This window comes from Streptomyces asoensis (genome assembly GCF_013085465.1).
GTDB lineage: Bacteria > Actinomycetota > Actinomycetes > Streptomycetales > Streptomycetaceae > Streptomyces > Streptomyces cacaoi_A.
Genome location: NZ_CP049838.1, coordinates 3253252 through 3271738, shown reverse-complemented (window position 1 = coordinate 3271738; position 18487 = coordinate 3253252). Strand labels below are relative to the sequence as shown.

The following is an 18487-nucleotide window of genomic DNA, read 5'->3' as shown; positions in this document are numbered from 1 at the left end:
GGACACCCATTCTTCGTCCCCTCCCCGCGCGCCCCGCAATTCCTGCGTCTCTACGCGCGTCCGGCCTCTGTCGTATCGGACAAACCCGCCGTGCAGGCGGCATCATCGTGGGCGCACTCCACCGAGCGGTACGCGCCAGTGCCGATCTCGGCGAAGTTGCGCAGGCTGTCGGTACCCGGTTCGAAGTAGCCGCCGTGGCCCTTGGCCTCCCGGGCCGACAGCACCCGCGCGCCGAACTCCTGCGCCATCGGGTCCTCGCCGTGCCCGAGACCGCCGACCTCCAGGTGCGGCACGTCCTGGATCCAGTCGTCGGCGTCCCGCATCGCCCACACCCGGGCGTCGGTGTCCAGCTGGGCCGCGTTCTCCACCCGCATCCCGGGGCTGCCGGCCACCGCGATGTCGGCCACCCGGTCCGGCATCGAGTGCGCGGCGACCCCGCACACCACCGAGCCGTAGCTGTGGCAGAACATCGAGACGGGCGCGCTGCCCGGCAGGGCGGTCAGCAGGGCGTTCAGCCGGACGGCGCCGCTCTCGGCGCGCATCGCGGTGGCCGAGTCGATGCCGAGGCCGTCGGGGGAGGTGTAGTCGGCCCAGGCGATCACGGCCGTACGCGTCGAGGGGCTCGCCTCGCGCTCGGCCGAGTAGAGGGCCTGGGCCATGCCGACCGGCGCCGAGTACTTGCGGTTCGTGCGCTGGAAGGTGAGCAGGTCGGTGTCGACGCCGGGGACGACGACGGAGATCCGCTCGGCCTTGTCCAGGCTGCCGAACACCTCGGCGACCCGGCCGGAGCCCTCCGGGTCGAAGGCGAGGATCTGCCGGCCGTCGGTGCTCATCGACTCGTAGCGGTGCATGCGCCGACCGGCCAGCTGCTGCCCCGAGGAGGTGAGCCGGTTGTCGTGCATGCGGGTGCGCTCGAGCCGCACCTGCTGGAGCAGCGCCACCCGGTTGGCGCGGTAGCGCAGTTCGGCGGGGGCGCCGTTCATGTTGCCCACCGCGAGCGGGTAGTCGCGCACGAGCGCGGTGCGCTGCGGGGCGGTCAGCGAGGCGAAGAAGCGGGCGAGCCGGGCGGGGGCGGAGCCGGGGTCCGGCAACCGGTGCCCGGCCAGCCGGCCGTGCTCCCACTCCGAGCGCGAGGTCTGGAGGGCGGTGGTCTCCCGCTGGTGGCGCAGCGCCGTCCAGCCGGTGGTCGCCAGCATCACGAACACGACGGCCAGGGCGGCCAGTGCGCGCCAGACGTTGAGTTGCGGGGAGGTGTCGAAGGAAGTCACTGAAAGGACACACTAGGAGAACGGGAGGGTCTCGGGTGACCCAAGTGACGGGGATCACGTTTCAGTGGGCGTGGCAAGGGTCATAAAACCTTTTAGGCCTCTATGTCCGCCAGGCCCGGCGTATGTCCGTCAGGTCTCGCGCCAGTCTCCCAGCAGGGCGGGGCCCACCCCGTCGAGGTAGAGGGATGTCAGCGCGCGGATCCGGTCCAGGCTGAAGTCCGCGCCCGTGGACCACTGCCGTTCCGTCACCCGCATCACCCCGCTGAACACGGCCACCGCCAGCCGCGGCCGCGGATCGGCGTCCACGTCGAGCCCCTCACGCTCGGCGATCACCCGCGTGAGGTCCTCCTCCACCTCCACCGAGCGCCGCAGATGCGCGGCGAGCAGCACCGGCGTCGACTCGATCACCCGGTACATGCGCAGATACAGCTCCACGGGTACGACGGACTCGACGACCTCGTTGATCGAGTACCAGCCGTCCAGTACCGCCTGGCGCAGCGCCTCCATCGGCGGCTCGTGCGGTGGACGCGCGCGCACCGCCTCGACGAACCGCTCCACCGTCAGCTCCACCAGGGCCAGCGCGGCCTCGTCCTTGCCCGCGAAGTAGCGGAAGAAGGTGCGCTGCGAGACGTCGACGGCGGCGGCGATCTCGTCGACGGTGGTCCGCTCGTATCCCTGCGAGGTGAACAGCTCCATCGCGGCGCGCAGCAGCGCGTCCCGGGTGCGCTGCTTCTTGCGCTCACGCAGAGTTTCCATGATGTGTCAGTTACCGACTTCTGAACTCGTTTGTCAATTGTCAGCGGCTGTCACTAACCTCGAACGCATGACCAGTCAGACCACCATCGACGCGACGGGACCGGGCGGCAAGGCACCGGCGGACCCGTCGGACGGGCCGCCCGCCAAGGGGCTGCGCGGCCACCCGTGGTTCACCCTCATCACCGTCGCCGTCGGCGTCATGATGGTGGCCCTCGACGGCACCATCGTGGCCATCGCCAACCCGGCCATCGCCAGCGACCTGGGCGCCACCTTCGCCGAGGTCCAGTGGATCACCAACGCCTACTTCCTCGCCCTCGCGGTCTCCCTGATCACCGCGGGCAAGCTCGGTGACCGCTTCGGCCACCGTCAGACGTTCCTGATAGGCGTCGTCGGCTTCGCGGCCGCCTCCGGCGCGATCGGCCTCTCCGACAGCATCGCGCTGGTCGTCACCTTCCGCGTCTTCCAGGGCCTCTTCGGCGCCCTGCTGATGCCGGCCGCGCTCGGTCTGCTGCGCGCGACCTTCCCGGCCGAGAAGCTCAACATGGCCATCGGCCTGTGGGGCATGGTCATCGGCGCGTCCACCGCCGGCGGCCCGATCCTCGGCGGCGTCCTGGTCGAGCACGTCAACTGGCAGTCGGTGTTCTTCATCAACGTGCCGGTCGGCGCCCTCGCCCTCGTCCTGGGCGTGGTGATCCTGCTCGACCACCGCGCCGAGAACGCCCCGCGCTCCTTCGACCTCCTCGGCATCGCCTTCCTCTCGGGCGCGATGTTCTGCCTGGTCTGGGCCCTGATCAAGGCGCCGACCTGGGGCTGGGCCGACGGTCTGACCTGGGCGTTCCTCGTCGGCTCCGCGGTGCTCTTCGCGGCCTTCGCCTTCTGGGAGACGAAGGTCAAGGAGCCGCTCATCCCGCTGGCGCTGTTCCGCTCGGTCCCGCTGTCGGCGGGTGTGGTCCTCATGGTGCTGATGGCGATCGCCTTCATGGGCGGCCTGTTCTTCGTGACGTTCTACCTCCAGAACGTGCACGGCATGAGCCCGATCGACGCGGGCCTGCACCTTCTTCCGCTGACCGGCATGATGATCGTCGGCTCCCCGCTCGCGGGCGCGGCGATCACCAAGCTGGGCCCGCGCATCCCGCTGGCGGGCGGTATGGCCGCCACCGCGATCGCCATGTACGGCATGTCCACGCTGGAGACGGACACCGGCAGCGGTCTCATGTCGATCTGGTTCGCCCTGCTGGGCTTCGGTCTCGCCCCGGTCATGGTCGGCGCGACGGAGGTCATCGTCGGCAACGCCCCCATGGAGCTGTCCGGCGTCGCGGGCGGTCTCCAGCAGGCGGCCATGCAGATCGGCGGCAGCCTCGGTACGGCCGTCCTGGGCGCCGTGATGGCCTCCAAGGTCGACGGTGACCTGCCCGCCAACTGGAAGGGCGCGGGCCTGCCCGAGCTCACCCCCGCCCAGCTGGACCAGGCCTCCGAGGCGGTTCAGGTCGGCGTGGCGCCGGTGGCCAAGGGCACCCCCGAAGCGATCGCCGCGAAGATCACGGACGTCGCCCATGACACGTTCATCTCCGGGATGAGTCTCGCCTCCCTGGTCGCCGCCGGGGTGGCGGTCGTCGCCGTGTTCGTCGCGCTGCTCACCAAGCGGGGCGAGAACGCGGAGGCGGGCGCGGGCGTGGGTCACATCTGACGGAACTTCAACAAGTTTCCCCTATCAGGGTGACAACGCTAAAGGCTCCTCGCATCCGACACGCGTCGCAGGTCACAGTTAGTCAAGCCCTCCGGATGGGAGGGCGGCCAGGGCCGCGGCGCGCTGCCGGAGGGGGACAGCGCGCCGACTGCCCGGCAACTGCGGGGAATGTTCCGCGTGTCGCGGGTACCCGAAGAACAACACATCCCCGGAATCCAGGGAGTTGTTCGATGGCCGGCTTCGGAAACGGCACGCGCAGGTACCCCCGCTCACGTGGCCGCATGGGGTCACGGACCGGGCCGGATCGCGCGACGCTCGGCATCGTCGGCCTCGTCTGCGCGGTCGCCGGATTCTTCGCGCTGGGGATCGTCCTCGGCCCGGCGGCGATCGTCTGCGGCTGGCTGGCCATGGGCCGTAGCTGGGCGGGTTCCCGTCCGGTACCGGCCCTGGTCGCCGTCGCCCTCGGCGCGATCGACACCCTGCTGGCGATCATCTGGCTGGCGGGAGCGACAGGTTCGGGCAACGGGCTGCTCTAGCGCCGGCCGTCGCCCCTCGGCTACCTGGACGGGTGGGGGGCCGGCCTGGGCGGGGCTCCGGGGGGCAGCGCCCCTTCGGGCCTGTCCCGCAGCGCCGCCACCTCCGCCCGCAGCGCCCGTACCTCCTGCGTCAGGGCCAGGATCGCCTCCGTCTGGGCGCGTTCCTCGACGTCGTCCTTGTCGAACCGGGCGATGAACCACGCGGCGATGTTCGCGGTCACGACACCGAGCAGCGCGATCCCGGAGAGCATCAGCCCGACGGCGATGATCCGCCCCAGCCCGGTGGTCGGCGCGTGGTCCCCGTACCCCACGGTCGTCATCGTCGTGAACGACCACCACAGCGCGTCACCCAGCGTGCGGATGTTCCCGTCCGGCGACTCCCGCTCCACCGAGAGCACGGCGAGCGAGCCGAACATCAGCAGCCCGACGACCGCCCCCACGACATACGTCGTCATCCGGATCTGCGAGGCCATCCGCGCCCGCCGCCCCACCAGCAGCAGCGTCGAGACCAGCCGCAGCAGCTTGAGCTGCTGCGCCAGCGGCAGCAACACCGCGCACAGGTCCAGCCAGTGCGTGCGCACGAACCGCCGCCGGTCGGACGTCAGCGCCAGCCGGACCACGTAGTCCGCGGCGAACGCCCCCCACACCACCCACTCGACCGCGGTGCAGGCGGTGGTCAGCGTGTGGTCGGCCGAGGTGTCCACGATCGGGACGGCGTAGGCGACGGCGAACACCACGGCGAGGGCCAGCAACGGCCGCTGGGTCCAGAGCTCCCACCGGTTCTGCGCCGATTGTTCTTGCATGCCCGCATCGTAAAGAACGAGTAAGGGGTGGTGGAGCCGCGGCTCCACCACCCCTGCGTACGCCCCGTGCTACGCGTCGCCGCCCGCGGCACCCGGGTCCGCCGCCGACACGTCCAGCAGTTGGTACCGGTCGATGGCCTGCTTCAGCAGCGACCGGTCGACCTTGCCCTCCTTCGCCAGCTCGGTCAGCACCCCCACGACGATCGACTGGGCGTCGATGTGGAAGAAGCGGCGAGCCGCTCCCCGGGTGTCCGCGAAGCCGAAGCCGTCCGCGCCCAGCGACTGGTACGTGCCCGGCACCCAGCGCGCGATCTGGTCGGGCACCGACCGCATCCAGTCCGAGACGGCCACGAACGGCCCCTCGGCCCCGGCCAGCTTCCGCGTCACGTACGGCACCCGCTGCTCCTCCTCCGGGTGCAGCAGGTTGTGCCGCTCGACCTCGACGGCCTCGCGCCGCAGCTCGTTCCAGGAGGTCGCGGACCAGACGTCGGCCTTGACGTTCCAGTCCTCGGCGAGGATCTTCTGCGCCTCGACGGCCCAGGGGACGGCCACGCCGGACGCGAGGATCTGCGCCGGGATCGACCCGGAGGTGCCCTCGCTGAAGCGGTGGACGCCCTTGAGGATGCCCTCGACGTCCACGTCGTCCGGCTCGGCCGGGTGCTGGATCGGCTCGTTGTAGACGGTCAGGTAGTAGAAGACGTCCTCACCGTGCGGGTGCTCGGTGGAACTGCCGTACATCCTGCGCAGACCGTCCCGCACGATGTGCGCGATCTCGAAACCGAACGCCGGGTCGTAGGCGACACAGCCCGGGTTGGTCGAGGCGAGCAGCTGCGAGTGGCCGTCCGCGTGCTGGAGCCCCTCACCGGTCAGGGTCGTACGGCCGGCGGTCGCACCCAGGACGAAACCGCGCGCCAGCTGGTCCGACATCTGCCAGAACTGGTCGCCGGTGCGCTGGAAACCGAACATCGAGTAGAAGACGTAGACCGGGATCAGCGGCTCGCCATGGGTGGCGTACGCCGAGCCCGCCGCGATCAGGGACGCCGTACAGCCGGCCTCCGAGATGCCGTCGTGCAGCATCTGCCCGGTCGGCGACTCCTTGTAGGCGAGCAGCAGATCCCGGTCCACCGCCTCGTACTGCTGGCCGAGCGGGTTGTAGATCTTCGCACTCGGGAAGAAGGAGTCCATGCCGAACGTGCGGTACTCGTCCGGCGCGATCAGCACGAAGCGTTTGCCGAGCTCCTTGTCCCGCATGAGGTCCTTGAGGAGACGCACAAAGGCCATGGTCGTCGCGATGGACTGCTGGCCCGAGCCCTTCTTCACACTCGCGTACGTCTTGTCGTCCGGCAGCGTGAGCGGCTTCGAGCGCACGACACGGGTCGGGACATAACCGCCGAGACCCTTGCGGCGGTCGTGCATGTACTGGATCTCCTCCGAGTTCCGCCCGGGGTGGAAGTACGGCGGGAGGCCGCCCTCCAGCTCCTTGTCGGAGATCGGCAGGTGCAGCCGGTCGCGGAAGCCCTTGAGGTCGGAGACCGTCAGCTTCTTCATCTGGTGGGTGGCGTTGCGGCCCTCGAAGTTCGGCCCCAGCGTCCAGCCCTTGACCGTCTTGGCGAGGATGACCGTCGGCTGGCCGGTGTGCTCCACGGCCGCCTTGAACGCCGCGTAGATCTTCCGGTGGTCGTGACCGCCGCGGCCCAGGTGCAGGATCTGGTCGTCGGTCATGCCCTCGACCATCGCGCGCAGCCGCTGGTCGTCGCCGAAGAAGTGGTCGCGGATGTAGGCGCCGGACTCGGTGGCGTAGGTCTGGTACTGGCCGTCCGGCGTCGTGTTCATCCGGTTGACGAGGGTGCCGTCGCGGTCCTGGGCGAGCAGCGGGTCCCAGGAGCGGTCCCAGATCAGCTTGATCACGTTCCAGCCGGCGCCCCGGAAGACCGACTCCAGCTCCTGGATGACCTTGCCGTTGCCGCGCACCGGGCCGTCCAGCCGCTGGAGGTTGCAGTTGACGACGAAGGTCAGGTTGTCCAGGCCCTCACGTGCCGCGATGGTCAGCTGGCCGAGCGACTCCGGCTCGTCCATCTCGCCGTCGCCGAGGAACGCCCACACATGCGACTTCGACGTGTCGGCGATCCCGCGCGCGTGCATGTAGCGGTTCATCCGCGCCTGGTAGATCGCGCCGATCGGGCCGAGACCCATCGACACGGTCGGGAACTCCCAGAAGTCCGGCATCAGACGCGGGTGCGGGTACGAGGACAGCCCGTCCGGCGCCTTCGACTTCTCCTGGCGGAACGCGTCCAGGTTCTGCTCGCTCAGCCGGTCCAGCAGGAACGCGCGGGCGTAGATGCCCGGGGAGGCGTGGCCCTGGAAGAAGACCTGGTCGCCGCCGTCGCCCTCGTCCTTGCCGCGGAAGAAGTGGTTGAAGCCGACGTCGTAGAGGGACGCGGAGGAGGCGAAGGTGGCGATGTGACCGCCCACCCCGATGCCCGGCCGCTGGGCCCTGGACACCATCACGGCCGCGTTCCAGCGGGTCGCGTTGAGGATCCGGCGCTCGATCTCCTCGTTGCCCGGGAAGAAGGGCTCGGCCCTGGTGGGGATGGTGTTGACGTAGTCCGTGCTGCGCATCTCGGGCACGGCCACGCGCTTCTCGCGGGCTCGTTCGATCAGCCGGAGCATCAGATAGCGGGCCCGCTCCCGGCCGCGCTCGTCGATGGCGGCGTCGAGGGAGTCGAGCCACTCCTGGGTTTCCTCGGGGTCGAAGTCAGGAACCTGACTCGGAAGGCCGCCAATGATGATCGGGTTGCGATCGGATCCGGAAGCCACGCTGTTCCTTACCTGTCAGAGGGCTGTGTGGGACGGTGTTTCTCGTTCGCGCCTCGCGGGTGCCTCGCGGGGTATCTCGCTGACTCTCCAGTGCCTGCACCGCCCCCATCGTGTACCTAGGGGCCGCAAACGTCATCTCTACCCCGAGGTAACCGGCACTCGTTCGAATCTCGTACCCTTGGATGGTTCTCAAATACGCAAACAGGGCAGATAGGTGTGGTGTACGTCACCATCCGTCCGAATCGTGCGCCTGGAGTTGCGTCGACACGGCCAGGATCGTCACCGTTTCGGCGGTCCGAACCGCCGGGTACTTGCGCGATCCGCCCCGCCCGTGTGGACTACGGCCAATGCTTCGCGCACGCGCGTGGCTGAGTTATTCCCGAATCATGATCAGGAGGCAACCCGTGAGCGCGACCGCGGACCACGCGGAGGAGCGGACCAGCCCTGCCGTCAGGCTGGGTTTCCAGCCCGAGCAGGTGGTCCAGGAGATCGGCTACGACGACGACGTCGACCAGGAGCTCCGCGAGTCCATTGAGGAAGTCATCGGCAGCGATCTGGTGGACGAGGACTACGACGACGTCGCCGACGCCGTGGTGCTCTGGTTCCGCGACGATGACGGAGACCTGACGGATGCGCTGGTGGACGCCACCACGTACATCGAAGAAGGCGGGTCGATCCTCCTCCTGACGCCGAAGACCGGCCGTACGGGATACGTGGAGCCGAGCGACATCTCCGAAGCCTCGACGACTGCGGGTCTGTCGGCCAGCAAGAGCGTCAGCGTGGGCAAGGACTGGAGTGGCAGCCGGCTGGTGACGCCCAAGGCCGCGAAGTCCAAGAAGTGACGTCCAGGGAGTGACGTCCGAAGAAGTGATGTGAAGTGACGCCGGACGGGCTGGGCCCTTGTGCTCAGCCCGTCCGGCGGCCTTCGGCGGCCGCTGCGTAGGGTGGACTCACCCAGACAGCCCCACCGAAGGGAAAACCAGGCGATGGCGATCCAGGTCGGCGACAAGGCCCCCGACTTCGAGCTCAAGGACAACCACGGCCGGGCCGTGAAGCTCTCCGACTTCCGCGGGAGCAAGAATGTCGTCCTGCTCTTCTACCCCTTCGCCTTCACCGGCGTGTGCACCGGCGAGCTGTGCGAGGTGCGCGACAACCTGCCGAAGTTCGCCGACCGCGACACCCAGGTGCTCGCCGTCTCCAACGACTCCATCCACACCCTGCGCGTCTTCGCCGAGCAGGAGGGCCTGGAGTACCCGCTGCTCAGCGACTTCTGGCCGCACGGCGAGGTCAGCCGTGCCTACGGCGTCTTCGCCGAGGACAAGGGCTGCGCGGTGCGCGGCACCTTCGTCATCGACAAGGAGGGCCTGGTGCGCTGGACCGTCGTCAACGCACTGCCGGACGCCCGCGACCTCGGTGAGTACGTCGCCGCGCTCGACACCCTGTGATTCTTCGGCTCCAGGGCCTGCGTGGGGCGGGAACCCGTCACTAGGATCGACTCGTTGATCCGATATCCGACGCACCAGGGGCTCCCCGCCCCAGGACACCAATGGAGGACTTGTGGGAGTCAGCCTCAGCAAGGGCGGCAACGTATCGCTGACCAAGGAGGCCCCGGGCCTGACCGCGGTCATCGTCGGTCTGGGGTGGGACGTCCGCACCACGACCGGCACCGACTTCGACCTGGACGCCAGCGCGCTGCTGCTGGACAGCTCCGGCAAGGTCGGCAGCGACGCCAACTTCGTCTTCTTCAACAACCTCAAGAGCCCCGACGGCTCGGTCGAGCACACCGGTGACAACACCACCGGTGAGGGCGAGGGCGACGACGAGGCGATCAAGGTCAACCTCGCCGGAGTCCCGGCCGACATCGAGAAGATCGTCTTCCCGGTGTCGATCTACGACGCGGAGAACCGGCAGCAGTCCTTCGGTCAGGTCCGCAACGCGTTCATCCGCGTCGTGAACCAGGCCGGCGGCGCCGAGATCGCCCGTTACGACCTGAGCGAGGACGCGTCGACCGAGACCGCGATGGTCTTCGGCGAGCTGTACCGGCACGGTGCGGAGTGGAAGTTCCGGGCCATCGGACAGGGCTACGCGTCGGGCCTGCGCGGTATCGCGCAGGACTTCGGCGTCAACGTCTGAGCCACCCGCAGGGCCCGAAGGTCCGACCGTCCGGCGCCGCACCGTTTACGGGCGGCGCCGGACGTGCAGGACAACCGAAGAGGAAGCACCTGAGCACCACCTAGGGGAGGACCAGCAATCATGGGCGTCACGCTCGCCAAGGGAGGCAATGTCTCCCTGTCCAAGGCCGCGCCGAACCTCACTCAGGTGATGATCGGACTCGGCTGGGACGCGCGCTCCACCACCGGAGCCCCCTTCGACCTCGACGCCAGTGCGCTGCTGTGCAACAGCGGGCGGGTGATGGGGGACGAGTGGTTCGTCTTCTACAACCAGCTCAAGAGCCCGGACGGCTCGGTGGAGCACACCGGCGACAACCTCACCGGTGAGGGCGAAGGCGACGACGAGTCGCTCCTGGTGGACCTCTCCAAGGTGCCACCCCAGTGCGACAAGATCGTCTTCCCGGTCTCCATCCACATGGCCGACGAGCGGGGCCAGACCTTCGGCCAGGTCTCCAACGCGTTCATCCGCGTCGTCAACCAGGCCGACGGGCAGGAACTCGCCCGCTACGACCTGAGCGAGGACGCCAGCACGGAGACCGCGATGATCTTCGGCGAGCTCTATCGCTACCAGGGCGAGTGGAAGTTCAGGGCGGTAGGACAGGGGTACGCGTCGGGCCTGCGGGGCATCGCTCTGGACTTCGGGGTCAACGTTTCGTAAAGAGCCGTACTGCGCCGCATTGATCGCCGGCGTCGTGCTGGTGGTGGCCGGCCGTGCCACGCCGGTCGAGGCGTCCGGCTACGTCTCCCCGTTCCTCGTGATCTTCGAGGGGGTACGGCCTCGCTCCCCTGGCTGACCTCGCAAGACCTGCGGCTTTCCGGCCGGATCCGGGCCAGGCTCCCGGCCGGGTAAGCCTCACCGTAGACTCTGCAAGCAACGTCAATTTTGAGTAAAGCCGAGTACGGCGCGGGGGAGACCCGTACATACACGATTGGGTAGCCAGTGCTTCTGAAAACCTTCGGCTGGTCGTTCGCGGTCACCGCGCTCGGCCTGGTCGCAGCGGTCTTCTACGGGGGGTGGGAGGCCCTCGGCATCGTGGCGATCCTCTGCGTCCTCGAGATCTCGCTGTCGTTCGACAACGCGGTGGTCAACGCCGGAATCCTGAAGAAGATGAGTGCCTTCTGGCAGAAGATCTTCCTCACGATCGGTGTGCTGATCGCCGTCTTCGGCATGCGGCTGGTCTTTCCCGTCGTCATCGTCGCCATCAGTGCCAAGATCGGTCCGATCGACGCGGTCGACCTCGCGCTCAACGACAAGGACCAGTACCAGCAGCTGGTCACCGACGCCCACCCGTCGATCGCCGCCTTCGGTGGCATGTTCCTGCTGATGATCTTCCTGGACTTCATCTTCGAGGACCGGGACATCCAGTGGCTGCGCTGGATCGAGCGGCCCTTGTCCAAGCTCGGCAAGGTCGACATGCTGTCGGTCTGCATCGCGCTGATCGTCCTGCTGATCACCTCCTTCACCTTCGCGACCCACGCCCACCAGCACGGCGGCGCGCACGTCGACAAGGCGCAGACGGTGCTGATCTCCGGCATCGCCGGTCTGATCACGTACATGGTCGTCGGCGGTCTCTCCGGTTACTTCGAGGACAAGCTCGAGGAAGAGGAGGAACGCGAACACGAGGAGGAGGAAGAGGCCGCGCGCACCGGCAAGCAGCGCCCGGCGGTCGTCCTGGCCGGTCAGGCCGCGTTCTTCATGTTCCTCTACCTCGAGGTGCTCGACGCGTCCTTCTCCTTCGACGGGGTGATCGGCGCCTTCGCCATCACCAACGACATCGTCCTGATGGCCCTCGGCCTCGGCGTCGGCGCCATGTACGTCCGGTCGCTCACCGTGTACCTGGTCCGTCAGGGAACCCTCGACGACTACGTCTACCTGGAGCACGGCGCGCACTACGCGATCGGCGCGCTGGCCGTGATCCTCATGGTCACCATCCAGTACCAGATCAACGAGGTCATCACCGGCCTCGTCGGCGTGGTCCTGATCGCCTGGTCCTTCTGGTCCTCCGTCCGCCGCAACCGCGCATTGGCGGCGGCCGAGGGAAAAGCCCAGGGCTCGGACGAGAAGACTGAGGTCTCGTCCGGGGTGTGATCACCTTGGGAGCGAGGAACGCTCTGAGCGGGGCGGCCGGTGAGGACGAGTCCTCCACCGGCCGCCCCGCCGGTTTTCATCAGCGGACGTGGGGGCGGGAATGGGCATCTTCGACGGGCTCCTGGGCAGCCGGGCGGCCGACTTCGACTCGGGCAACGCGGCCACCAACGCCATCGAACTGACCAAGCGGCATCATCAGGTCTCCCTGACCAAACAGGGCGCCGCGACCGGCAACCTGCGCGTCAACCTGACCTGGCGGATGCGGACGTCCGACATCGGCGGACCGCAGCGGGAGAGCCTGCTGCGGCACCCCTTCAAGGCGCTGCGGCCGCCGGAGGTCGTCGGACACAGCCAGAGCATGGTCAACGTCGACCTCGACCTCGGCTGCCTGTACGAGCTGGCCGACGGGACGAAGGGGGTCGTGCAGCCGCTCGGGGGCCTGCTGGGGGACGTGAACGCGGCGCCGTACGTGAAGCTGAGCGGGGACGACCGGTTCGGGTCGGCGTCCGGCGAGACGATGTACGTCAACCTCGACCACCGGGAACAGATCAAGCGGCTGCTCGTCTTCGTCTACATCTACGACCAGACGCCGGCGTTCGACCGTACACACGCGATCGTCACGCTGTACCCGAGCAACGGGCCGCGGATCGAGATAGGCCTCGACGAGCGGCACCCACAGGCCCGGTCCTGCGCGGTGGTGATGATCGAGAACGTGAAGGACGAGCTCATGGTGCGGCGTGAGGTGCGGTTCGTGTACGGGTTCCAGGCGGAGCTGGATCGTCTGTACGGCTGGGGGTTGCAGTGGGGCCGGGGCTACAAGACGAAGGTCGAGAAGTAGCGCCCGAGCCCCCCGGCGGCTCACCGTCCGACGAACTGGGGGCCCTGCGGGGGGAGCCGGAAGGAACCGTCCGGATAGCCGTAGCCGTAGGTCGGGAGACTGGCCGGGTAGCCGTACGCCGGCTGCTGGGGGACGGCCGAGGTCGGCTGCTCGGGCGGCAGGGGCTGGGAGAGGCTGGGCGTCTGGGGGGCCGGCTCGGGGGCCGCGGCCGACGCCTCCTCCGACTCGTCCACCGAGATGCCGAAGTCGGTGGCCAGGCCCTTGAGACCGTTGGAGTAGCCCTCGCCCAGGGCGCGGAACTTCCAGCCCTCGCCGCGCCGGTACAGCTCGCCGCAGATCAGCGCCGTCTCCTCGCCCGTCTCGGGGCGGATGTCGAACGTGGCCAGCGGCTCGCCGTCGGCTGCCGCGTCGTACAGCACGATGGTGAGGGAACGTACGCGGTCGAACGTCACACCGTCCGCCGAAGCGACCAGGAGAATCTGGCCGACGCCGGACTCGACACCGGACAGATCTGTCTGGATGGTGTCCGTGAGGCCCTCGGCGACGCGCTTCTTGCCGAGCCGCCACACCTTCCCGGAAGGGTGCCGGGGCTGGTTGTAGAAGACGAAGTCCTCGTCGGAGCGCACACGGCCGTCGAGACCGAGGAGCAGCGCCGAGGCGTCGACGTCCGGGACCCCCTGCCCGGGGGTCCAGCGCAGCACGGCGCGTACCGTGGTGGCTTTCAGCGGGACGTTCGACCCCTTCAGCATCGCGTGCGTCATGCGGTCATCCTGCCTTCTCGGGCCTGCTCACGACAACGCGGGGTACACGGCAAGTCTCATCCGCGAGTTACCTGAAATTCATGCCGGGTGGGAACCTCTGACATGGATCCCTACGTACTATTACCGGCCACCTCATACCGAATCCACAGAGTTACCTTGCACCACGGGGGAGATTTATGCGTCATTTCGGGCACCTCGCCCCTGAGGTGCGACAGCGCCTCTTCTACCGGGAGCCGTGTGTCTTCGACACGGACGCCCCGGCCAGGCTGCTCTCCGCGGCCCTGGGCGCCACGCTGTACAGCCCGGCCACGCGGCCCCGGCTGGCGGACGACATCGTCAAGCAGACCGGGCGCGGCGTGGTGTCGATGGTGCTGTGCCTGGAGGACTCCATCGGCGACGAGGACGTCGAGGCCGGCGAGGAGAACCTGGTCCGGCAGTTCGCCGACCTGGCGGGGCGCAGGGACGTGGAGGGAGCGGAGCTGCCGCTGCTCTTCATCCGGGTGCGGACGCCCGAGCAGATCCCCGACCTGGTCCGGCGGCTCGGGCCCACCGTGGAGCTGCTGAGCGGGTTCGTCTTCCCGAAGTTCACCGAGGAGCGGGGCATCCCCTTCCTGGAGGCGCTGGCGGGCGCCGAGACGGCGAGCGGGCGGCGGCTGTTCGGCATGCCCGTCCTGGAGACGCCCGAGCTGATGTACCGCGAGTCGCGGGTGGACGCCCTGGAGGGCATCGCCCGCGCCGTCGACAAGTACCGCAGCCGGGTCCTCGCGCTGCGCCTCGGCGTGACGGACTTCTGCTCCTCGTACGGGCTGCGCAGAGCGCCCGACATGACCGCCTACGACGTCCAGATCGTCGCCTCGGTGATCGCCGACGTGGTGAACATGCTGGGCCGGGCCGACGGCACCGGGTTCACGGTGACCGGTCCCGTGTGGGAGTACTTCCGGGTCCCCGAGCGCATGTTCAAGCCGATGCTGCGGCACAGCCCCTTCCTGGAGGGGCAGGCCGTCGAGCTGCGCGAGAAGCTGATAGAGCACGCGATGGACGGGCTGCTGCGCGAGATCTCCCTGGATCACGCCAACGGTCTGCTGGGCAAGACCTGCATCCACCCCTCGCACGTACCGGCCGTGCACGCGCTGTCCGTCGTCAGTCACGAGGAGTACAGCGACGCGGCGGACATCCTGCGGCCGGAACGCGGCGGCGGGGGTGTGCTGCGGTCGCAGTACACGAACAAGATGAACGAGGTGAAGCCGCACCGCGCCTGGGCCGAGCGCACCATGCTCCGCGCCGAGGTCTTCGGTGTCGCGCACGAGGACGTCAGCTTCGTCGACCTGCTCGCCGCCGGAATACCCGGCTGAAGAACCACCTCACTCACAAGGGACGCATGAACAACGCAGTGAACAACGGGGACGACGGGATCTGGTCCGGGACGTGGGTCGCCGAGCGGCTCGGTGTCGAGCTCGTGGGCGACGACACGCTGACGGGCCTGCTGGGGCTGGCCCTGCGCCGCAACCCCAAGCGGGCGCATCTGCTGGTCTCCAACGTCCTCGGCAAGCACGTCCCGCAGTCGCCGTCCGTGGTGCACGGCCACGGGTTCGCCCTCGGCCGCCGGGTGCGTGAGCTGCTCGGCGCCGAGGAGGCGGCCGAGGCGGTCGTCCTGGGCTACGCGGAGACCGCCACCGGCCTCGGCCACTCGGTCGCCGACGGCCTCGGCACCGCCCCCTACCTGCACTCCACCCGCCGCCCGGTCGCCGGGGTCGCGCAGGCGGGCGGCTTCGAGGAGTCCCACTCGCACGCGACCTCGCACCTGCTGCTGCCGGAGGACCCGGCGCTGCTGGTCGGCGACGGGCCGCTGGTCCTGGTCGACGACGAGTTCTCGACCGGCAACACGGTCCTGAACACCATCCGGGCCCTGCACGAGCGCTATCCGCGGCGGCGCTACGTCGTCGTCGCCCTCGTCGACATGCGCTCGGCGGCCGATGCGGGCCGCCTGGACGACTTCGCCCGCGAGATCGGCGCCCGCGTCGACCTCATCACCGCCGCCTCCGGCACGGTACGGCTCCCCGAGGGCGTGCTGGAGAAGGGCCAGGAACTGGTCGCCCGCTACGAGGCGCAGTTCCCCGCGGCCCTGGGGGACGTTGCAGCCGACGCCCGCTTCGACGCCTCAGGGGCGCGGGGAACTGCGCGACAAGCCCCCCACGACCCGCACCCGGAAGCCGACCGCACCGGGCAGACGCGGCCCCCCGGCCACATATCCCGCGTGGACCTCGTCTGGCCCCGCGGCCTCCCCGACGGCGGTCGGCACGGGTTCACACCCAAGCACCGGGCCCGGCTGGAGGCCGCCCTCCCCGCCATGACGGCCCGTCTCGCCGAGGCGATACCCGACGGCGTCGAACGCGTCCTCGTGCTCGGTTTCGAGGAGCTGATGTACGCGCCGCTCAGGCTGGCCCGTGAGCTGGAGCAGGTGGTGGCCGCCGAGGTGCGCTACTCGACCACCACCCGCTCACCCGTCCTCGCGGTGGACGACCCCGGCTACGCGATACGCAGCCGAATCGTTTTCCCCGCGCACGACGCCCCGGCCGACGGCCCCGGCGAGCGCTATGCCTATAACGTCGCGGGCGGTGGCTTCGACGCCGTCGTCGCCGTCGTGGACTCCGTGGCCGACACCCGGGAGCTGCACGCTCCCGACGGCCTCCTGTCCCAGCTCGCCGCACACACCCCGCACGTCGTCCTCGCGGTCGTGCCGTCGTACGTCCCCGAGCCGCTGTACGCAGCCGCCTTGTCGGAAGAGAGACCCGCCATGCTGCCCGAGCCCCTCCGCGGCCCCGCCTTCTCGTCGTACCCGCCCGAGGAGGTCGGCTGGCTGCTCCAGGACCTCTCGGACGTGACGCTGGAGGCGCCGACCGAGGAGCGGGAGGAGGCCATCCAGAGCGGCGGCGCGCACTACGCCGAGTCGCTGCCCGTCGAGTACCAGCCCAGCGAGCAGTACCAGGAGCTGTTCCACGCGGCGCTCGAGACTTCGGCGGCGCGGATCGCGCAGGCCGTGGGCGTGGTCACGGAGACGGTGATCGCCGAGCGGTCACCCCGGCCCGTGCTCGTCTCGCTCGCCCGGGCCGGCACCCCGGTCGGTGTCCTGATGCGCCGCTGGGCACAGTTCCGGCACGGCCTCGACCTGCCGCACTACGCCGTGTCGATCGTGCGCGGGCGGGGCATCGACGCCAACGCGCTGCGCTGGCTGGCCGCCCACCACGACCCGCGTGACGTCGTCTTCGTCGACGGCTGGACCGGCAAGGGCGCGATCACCCGGGAACTGGCCGCGGCGATCGAGGAGTTCGAGGCGGGCGGCGGAGCGGCCGGCTTCGACGCGGAGATCGCGGTGCTGGCCGACCCGGGCTCGTGCGTGCGGACGTACGGCACCCGCGACGACTTCCTGATCCCGTCCGCCTGCCTCAACTCGACCGTCTCGGGGCTCATCTCGCGGACCGTGCTGCGGGCCGACCTGGTCGGGCCGAACGACTTCCACGGCGCGAAGTTCTACCGCGAGCTCGCCGGCACGGACGTCTCGGTGGCCTTCCTGGACGCCGTCGCCGCCCGCTTCCCCGAGGTCGCGGACGCGGTCGGCGGCGCGGTGAAGGAGCTGCTGGCCAGTGACCGCACGCCGAGCTGGGAGGGCTGGCGGGCCGTCGAGCGGATCAGCGAGGAGTACGGCATCCACGACGTGAACCTGGTCAAGCCCGGGGTCGGCGAGACCACCCGGGTGCTGCTGCGCCGGGTGCCCTGGAAGATCCTGGCGCGGGCCGGAGCGGGCGCCGACCTGGACCACGTACGGCTGCTCGCCGGACAGCGAGGGGTGCCCGTCGAGGAGGTCGGCGACCTGCCGTACACCTGTGTGGGGCTGATCCACCCGCAGTTCACCCGGGGCGCGACCGGCGCCGACGGCAAGGCGGTGACGGTCTGATGCCGGTTCTGGTGGCGAGCGATCTCGACCGTACGCTCATCTACTCGGCGGCCGCCCTGGCGCTGACCATGCCGGACGCGCGGGCGCCGCGGCTGCTGTGCGTGGAGGTGCACGAGGCCAGGCCGCTGTCGTTCATGACGGAGACGTCGGCGCAGCTGCTGACCGACCTCGGCGACCGGGCGGTGTTCGTGCCGACGACCACCCGGACGCGCAAGCAGTACCAGCGCATCAACCTGCCCGGCCCGGAGCCGAAGTACGCGATCTGCGCGAACGGCGGCCATCTGCTGGTCGACGGCGCGACCGATCAGGACTGGCACGCGAGCGTGCTGGCCAGGCTGGCCGACGAGTGCGCGCCGCTCGCGGAGGTGGAGGAGCACCTGGCGAAGACGGCGGACCCGTTCTGGCTGCGCAAGCAGCGGGTCGCCGAGGACCTGTTCGCCTATCTCGTCGTGGAGCGCGAGCTGCTGCCCGAGGAGTGGGTGAAGGAGCTCGCGGTCTGGGCGGAGAACCGCGGCTGGACCGTGTCGCTCCAGGGCCGCAAGATCTACGCCGTGCCGAAGCCGCTGACCAAGAGCGCGGCCGTGCGCGAGGTGGCCCGCCGCACCGGCGCCGAACTGACGCTGGCGGCGGGCGACTCGCTGCTCGACGCCGACCTGCTGCTGGTCGCCGACCGGGGCTGGCGTCCCGGGCACGGCGAGCTGGCCGAGGCCGCCTGGACGGCCCCGGCGATCACCGCCCTGCCCGAGCGGGGCGTGCTGGCCGGGGAGCGCATCCTGCGGGAGTTCCTGAAGAATTCCTGAGAAGTTGCG

General features: G+C 69.5%; 16 protein-coding genes. 11 read left to right on the top strand and 5 right to left on the bottom strand.

What is annotated here, in order from left to right; translation table 11 throughout:
* Nucleotides 1-50: 50 nt before the first annotated feature.
* Both G9272_RS14675 and G9272_RS14670 read right to left on the bottom strand, forming a co-directional pair.
* Nucleotides 51-1268, bottom strand: a complete 1218-nt coding sequence (locus G9272_RS14675) for an alpha/beta hydrolase (RefSeq protein ID WP_171397001.1) — start codon at nt 1266-1268, stop codon at nt 51-53.
* Nucleotides 1269-1397: 129 nt separating this feature from the next.
* On the bottom strand, nt 1398-2024 hold the full coding sequence (locus G9272_RS14670; RefSeq protein WP_171397000.1) for a TetR family transcriptional regulator: 627 nt from the start codon (nt 2022-2024) through the stop codon (nt 1398-1400).
* Between the two features lie 67 nt (nt 2025-2091).
* Between G9272_RS14670 and G9272_RS14665 the strand changes: the two genes are divergently transcribed.
* Nucleotides 2092-3711, top strand: coding sequence for an MFS transporter (locus G9272_RS14665; protein ID WP_171396999.1), 1620 nt, complete (start codon nt 2092-2094; stop codon nt 3709-3711).
* Nucleotides 3712-3941: 230 nt separating this feature from the next.
* Entirely contained in the window at nt 3942-4247 is a 306-nt protein-coding gene (locus G9272_RS14660; protein ID WP_171396998.1) for a small hydrophobic protein, read from the top strand.
* A gap of 20 nt (nt 4248-4267) precedes the next feature.
* Here the strand turns inward: G9272_RS14660 and G9272_RS14655 are convergent, their stop codons facing one another.
* Both G9272_RS14655 and aceE read right to left on the bottom strand, forming a co-directional pair.
* The gene (locus tag G9272_RS14655) at nt 4268-5050 is read right to left on the bottom strand and encodes a potassium channel family protein (RefSeq protein ID WP_171396997.1); all 783 of its coding nucleotides are present in this window, start codon (nt 5048-5050) and stop codon (nt 4268-4270) included.
* A 69-nt stretch (nt 5051-5119) separates the two neighbouring features.
* Nucleotides 5120-7867 carry a pyruvate dehydrogenase (acetyl-transferring), homodimeric type gene (gene aceE / locus G9272_RS14650; protein WP_171396996.1) on the bottom strand — a complete coding sequence of 916 codons (2748 nt, stop codon included), beginning with the start codon at nt 7865-7867 and terminating at the stop codon, nt 5120-5122.
* Between the two features lie 404 nt (nt 7868-8271).
* On the opposite strand from aceE, the gene G9272_RS14645 reads away from it, so the two are divergent.
* From G9272_RS14645 to G9272_RS14620, 6 genes are all read left to right on the top strand, one after another.
* Nucleotides 8272-8709, top strand: coding sequence for a DUF3052 domain-containing protein (locus G9272_RS14645; RefSeq protein WP_020126915.1), 438 nt, complete (start codon nt 8272-8274; stop codon nt 8707-8709).
* Between the two features lie 144 nt (nt 8710-8853).
* A complete protein-coding gene (locus tag G9272_RS14640) occupies nt 8854-9312 on the top strand; it encodes a peroxiredoxin (RefSeq protein WP_020126914.1) in 459 nt (152 codons plus the stop codon).
* A gap of 112 nt (nt 9313-9424) precedes the next feature.
* Entirely contained in the window at nt 9425-10000 is a 576-nt protein-coding gene (locus G9272_RS14635) for a calcium homeostasis/redox stress adaptation protein (protein WP_020126913.1), read from the top strand.
* A 120-nt stretch (nt 10001-10120) separates the two neighbouring features.
* Nucleotides 10121-10696: a TerD family protein gene (locus tag G9272_RS14630; RefSeq protein ID WP_020126912.1), complete on the top strand. Its 576-nt coding sequence runs from the start codon at nt 10121-10123 to the stop codon at nt 10694-10696.
* A 282-nt stretch (nt 10697-10978) separates the two neighbouring features.
* The gene (locus tag G9272_RS14625; RefSeq protein ID WP_171396995.1) at nt 10979-12127 is read left to right on the top strand and encodes a DUF475 domain-containing protein; all 1149 of its coding nucleotides are present in this window, start codon (nt 10979-10981) and stop codon (nt 12125-12127) included.
* A gap of 100 nt (nt 12128-12227) precedes the next feature.
* Nucleotides 12228-12965 (top strand): TerD family protein, encoded by a 738-nt coding sequence (locus G9272_RS14620; protein WP_171396994.1) that lies wholly within the window; start codon nt 12228-12230, stop codon nt 12963-12965.
* A gap of 20 nt (nt 12966-12985) precedes the next feature.
* On the opposite strand, the gene G9272_RS14615 is transcribed toward G9272_RS14620, so the two are convergent.
* Entirely contained in the window at nt 12986-13726 is a 741-nt protein-coding gene (locus tag G9272_RS14615; protein WP_171396993.1) for a TerD family protein, read from the bottom strand.
* 176 nt (nt 13727-13902) lie between these two features.
* On the opposite strand from G9272_RS14615, the gene G9272_RS14610 reads away from it, so the two are divergent.
* Genes G9272_RS14610 through G9272_RS14600 form a run of 3 tightly spaced genes read left to right on the top strand, consistent with a single transcriptional unit; the run spans nt 13903 to nt 18478 of the window.
* On the top strand, nt 13903-15078 hold the full coding sequence (locus G9272_RS14610; RefSeq protein WP_171396992.1) for an HpcH/HpaI aldolase/citrate lyase family protein: 1176 nt from the start codon (nt 13903-13905) through the stop codon (nt 15076-15078).
* Between the two features lie 26 nt (nt 15079-15104).
* Nucleotides 15105-17678, top strand: a complete 2574-nt coding sequence (locus G9272_RS14605) for a phosphoribosyltransferase (RefSeq protein WP_171396991.1) — start codon at nt 15105-15107, stop codon at nt 17676-17678.
* Nucleotides 17678-18478 (top strand): HAD family hydrolase, encoded by an 801-nt coding sequence (locus tag G9272_RS14600; RefSeq protein WP_171396990.1) that lies wholly within the window; start codon nt 17678-17680, stop codon nt 18476-18478. The genes G9272_RS14605 and G9272_RS14600 overlap by 1 nt, the downstream gene beginning before the upstream one ends.
* Nucleotides 18479-18487 lie beyond the last annotated feature (9 nt).

Excerpts from the sequence above, each read along its gene's own strand:
- G9272_RS14670 (WP_171397000.1), bottom strand. The coding sequence starts at position 2,024 with ATGGAAACTCTGCGTGAGCGCAAGAAGCAGCGCACCCGGGACGCGCTG.
- G9272_RS14665 (WP_171396999.1), top strand. The coding sequence starts at position 2,092 with ATGACCAGTCAGACCACCATCGACGCGACGGGACCGGGCGGCAAGGCA.
- G9272_RS14660 (WP_171396998.1), top strand. The coding sequence starts at position 3,942 with ATGGCCGGCTTCGGAAACGGCACGCGCAGGTACCCCCGCTCACGTGGC.
- G9272_RS14655 (WP_171396997.1), bottom strand. The coding sequence starts at position 5,050 with ATGCAAGAACAATCGGCGCAGAACCGGTGGGAGCTCTGGACCCAGCGG.
- G9272_RS14640 (WP_020126914.1), top strand. The coding sequence starts at position 8,854 with ATGGCGATCCAGGTCGGCGACAAGGCCCCCGACTTCGAGCTCAAGGAC.
- G9272_RS14630 (WP_020126912.1), top strand. The coding sequence starts at position 10,121 with ATGGGCGTCACGCTCGCCAAGGGAGGCAATGTCTCCCTGTCCAAGGCC.
- G9272_RS14620 (WP_171396994.1), top strand. The coding sequence starts at position 12,228 with ATGGGCATCTTCGACGGGCTCCTGGGCAGCCGGGCGGCCGACTTCGAC.
- G9272_RS14615 (WP_171396993.1), bottom strand. The coding sequence starts at position 13,726 with ATGACGCACGCGATGCTGAAGGGGTCGAACGTCCCGCTGAAAGCCACC.
- G9272_RS14610 (WP_171396992.1), top strand. The coding sequence starts at position 13,903 with ATGCGTCATTTCGGGCACCTCGCCCCTGAGGTGCGACAGCGCCTCTTC.
- G9272_RS14605 (WP_171396991.1), top strand. The coding sequence starts at position 15,105 with ATGAACAACGCAGTGAACAACGGGGACGACGGGATCTGGTCCGGGACG.
- G9272_RS14600 (WP_171396990.1), top strand. The coding sequence starts at position 17,678 with ATGCCGGTTCTGGTGGCGAGCGATCTCGACCGTACGCTCATCTACTCG.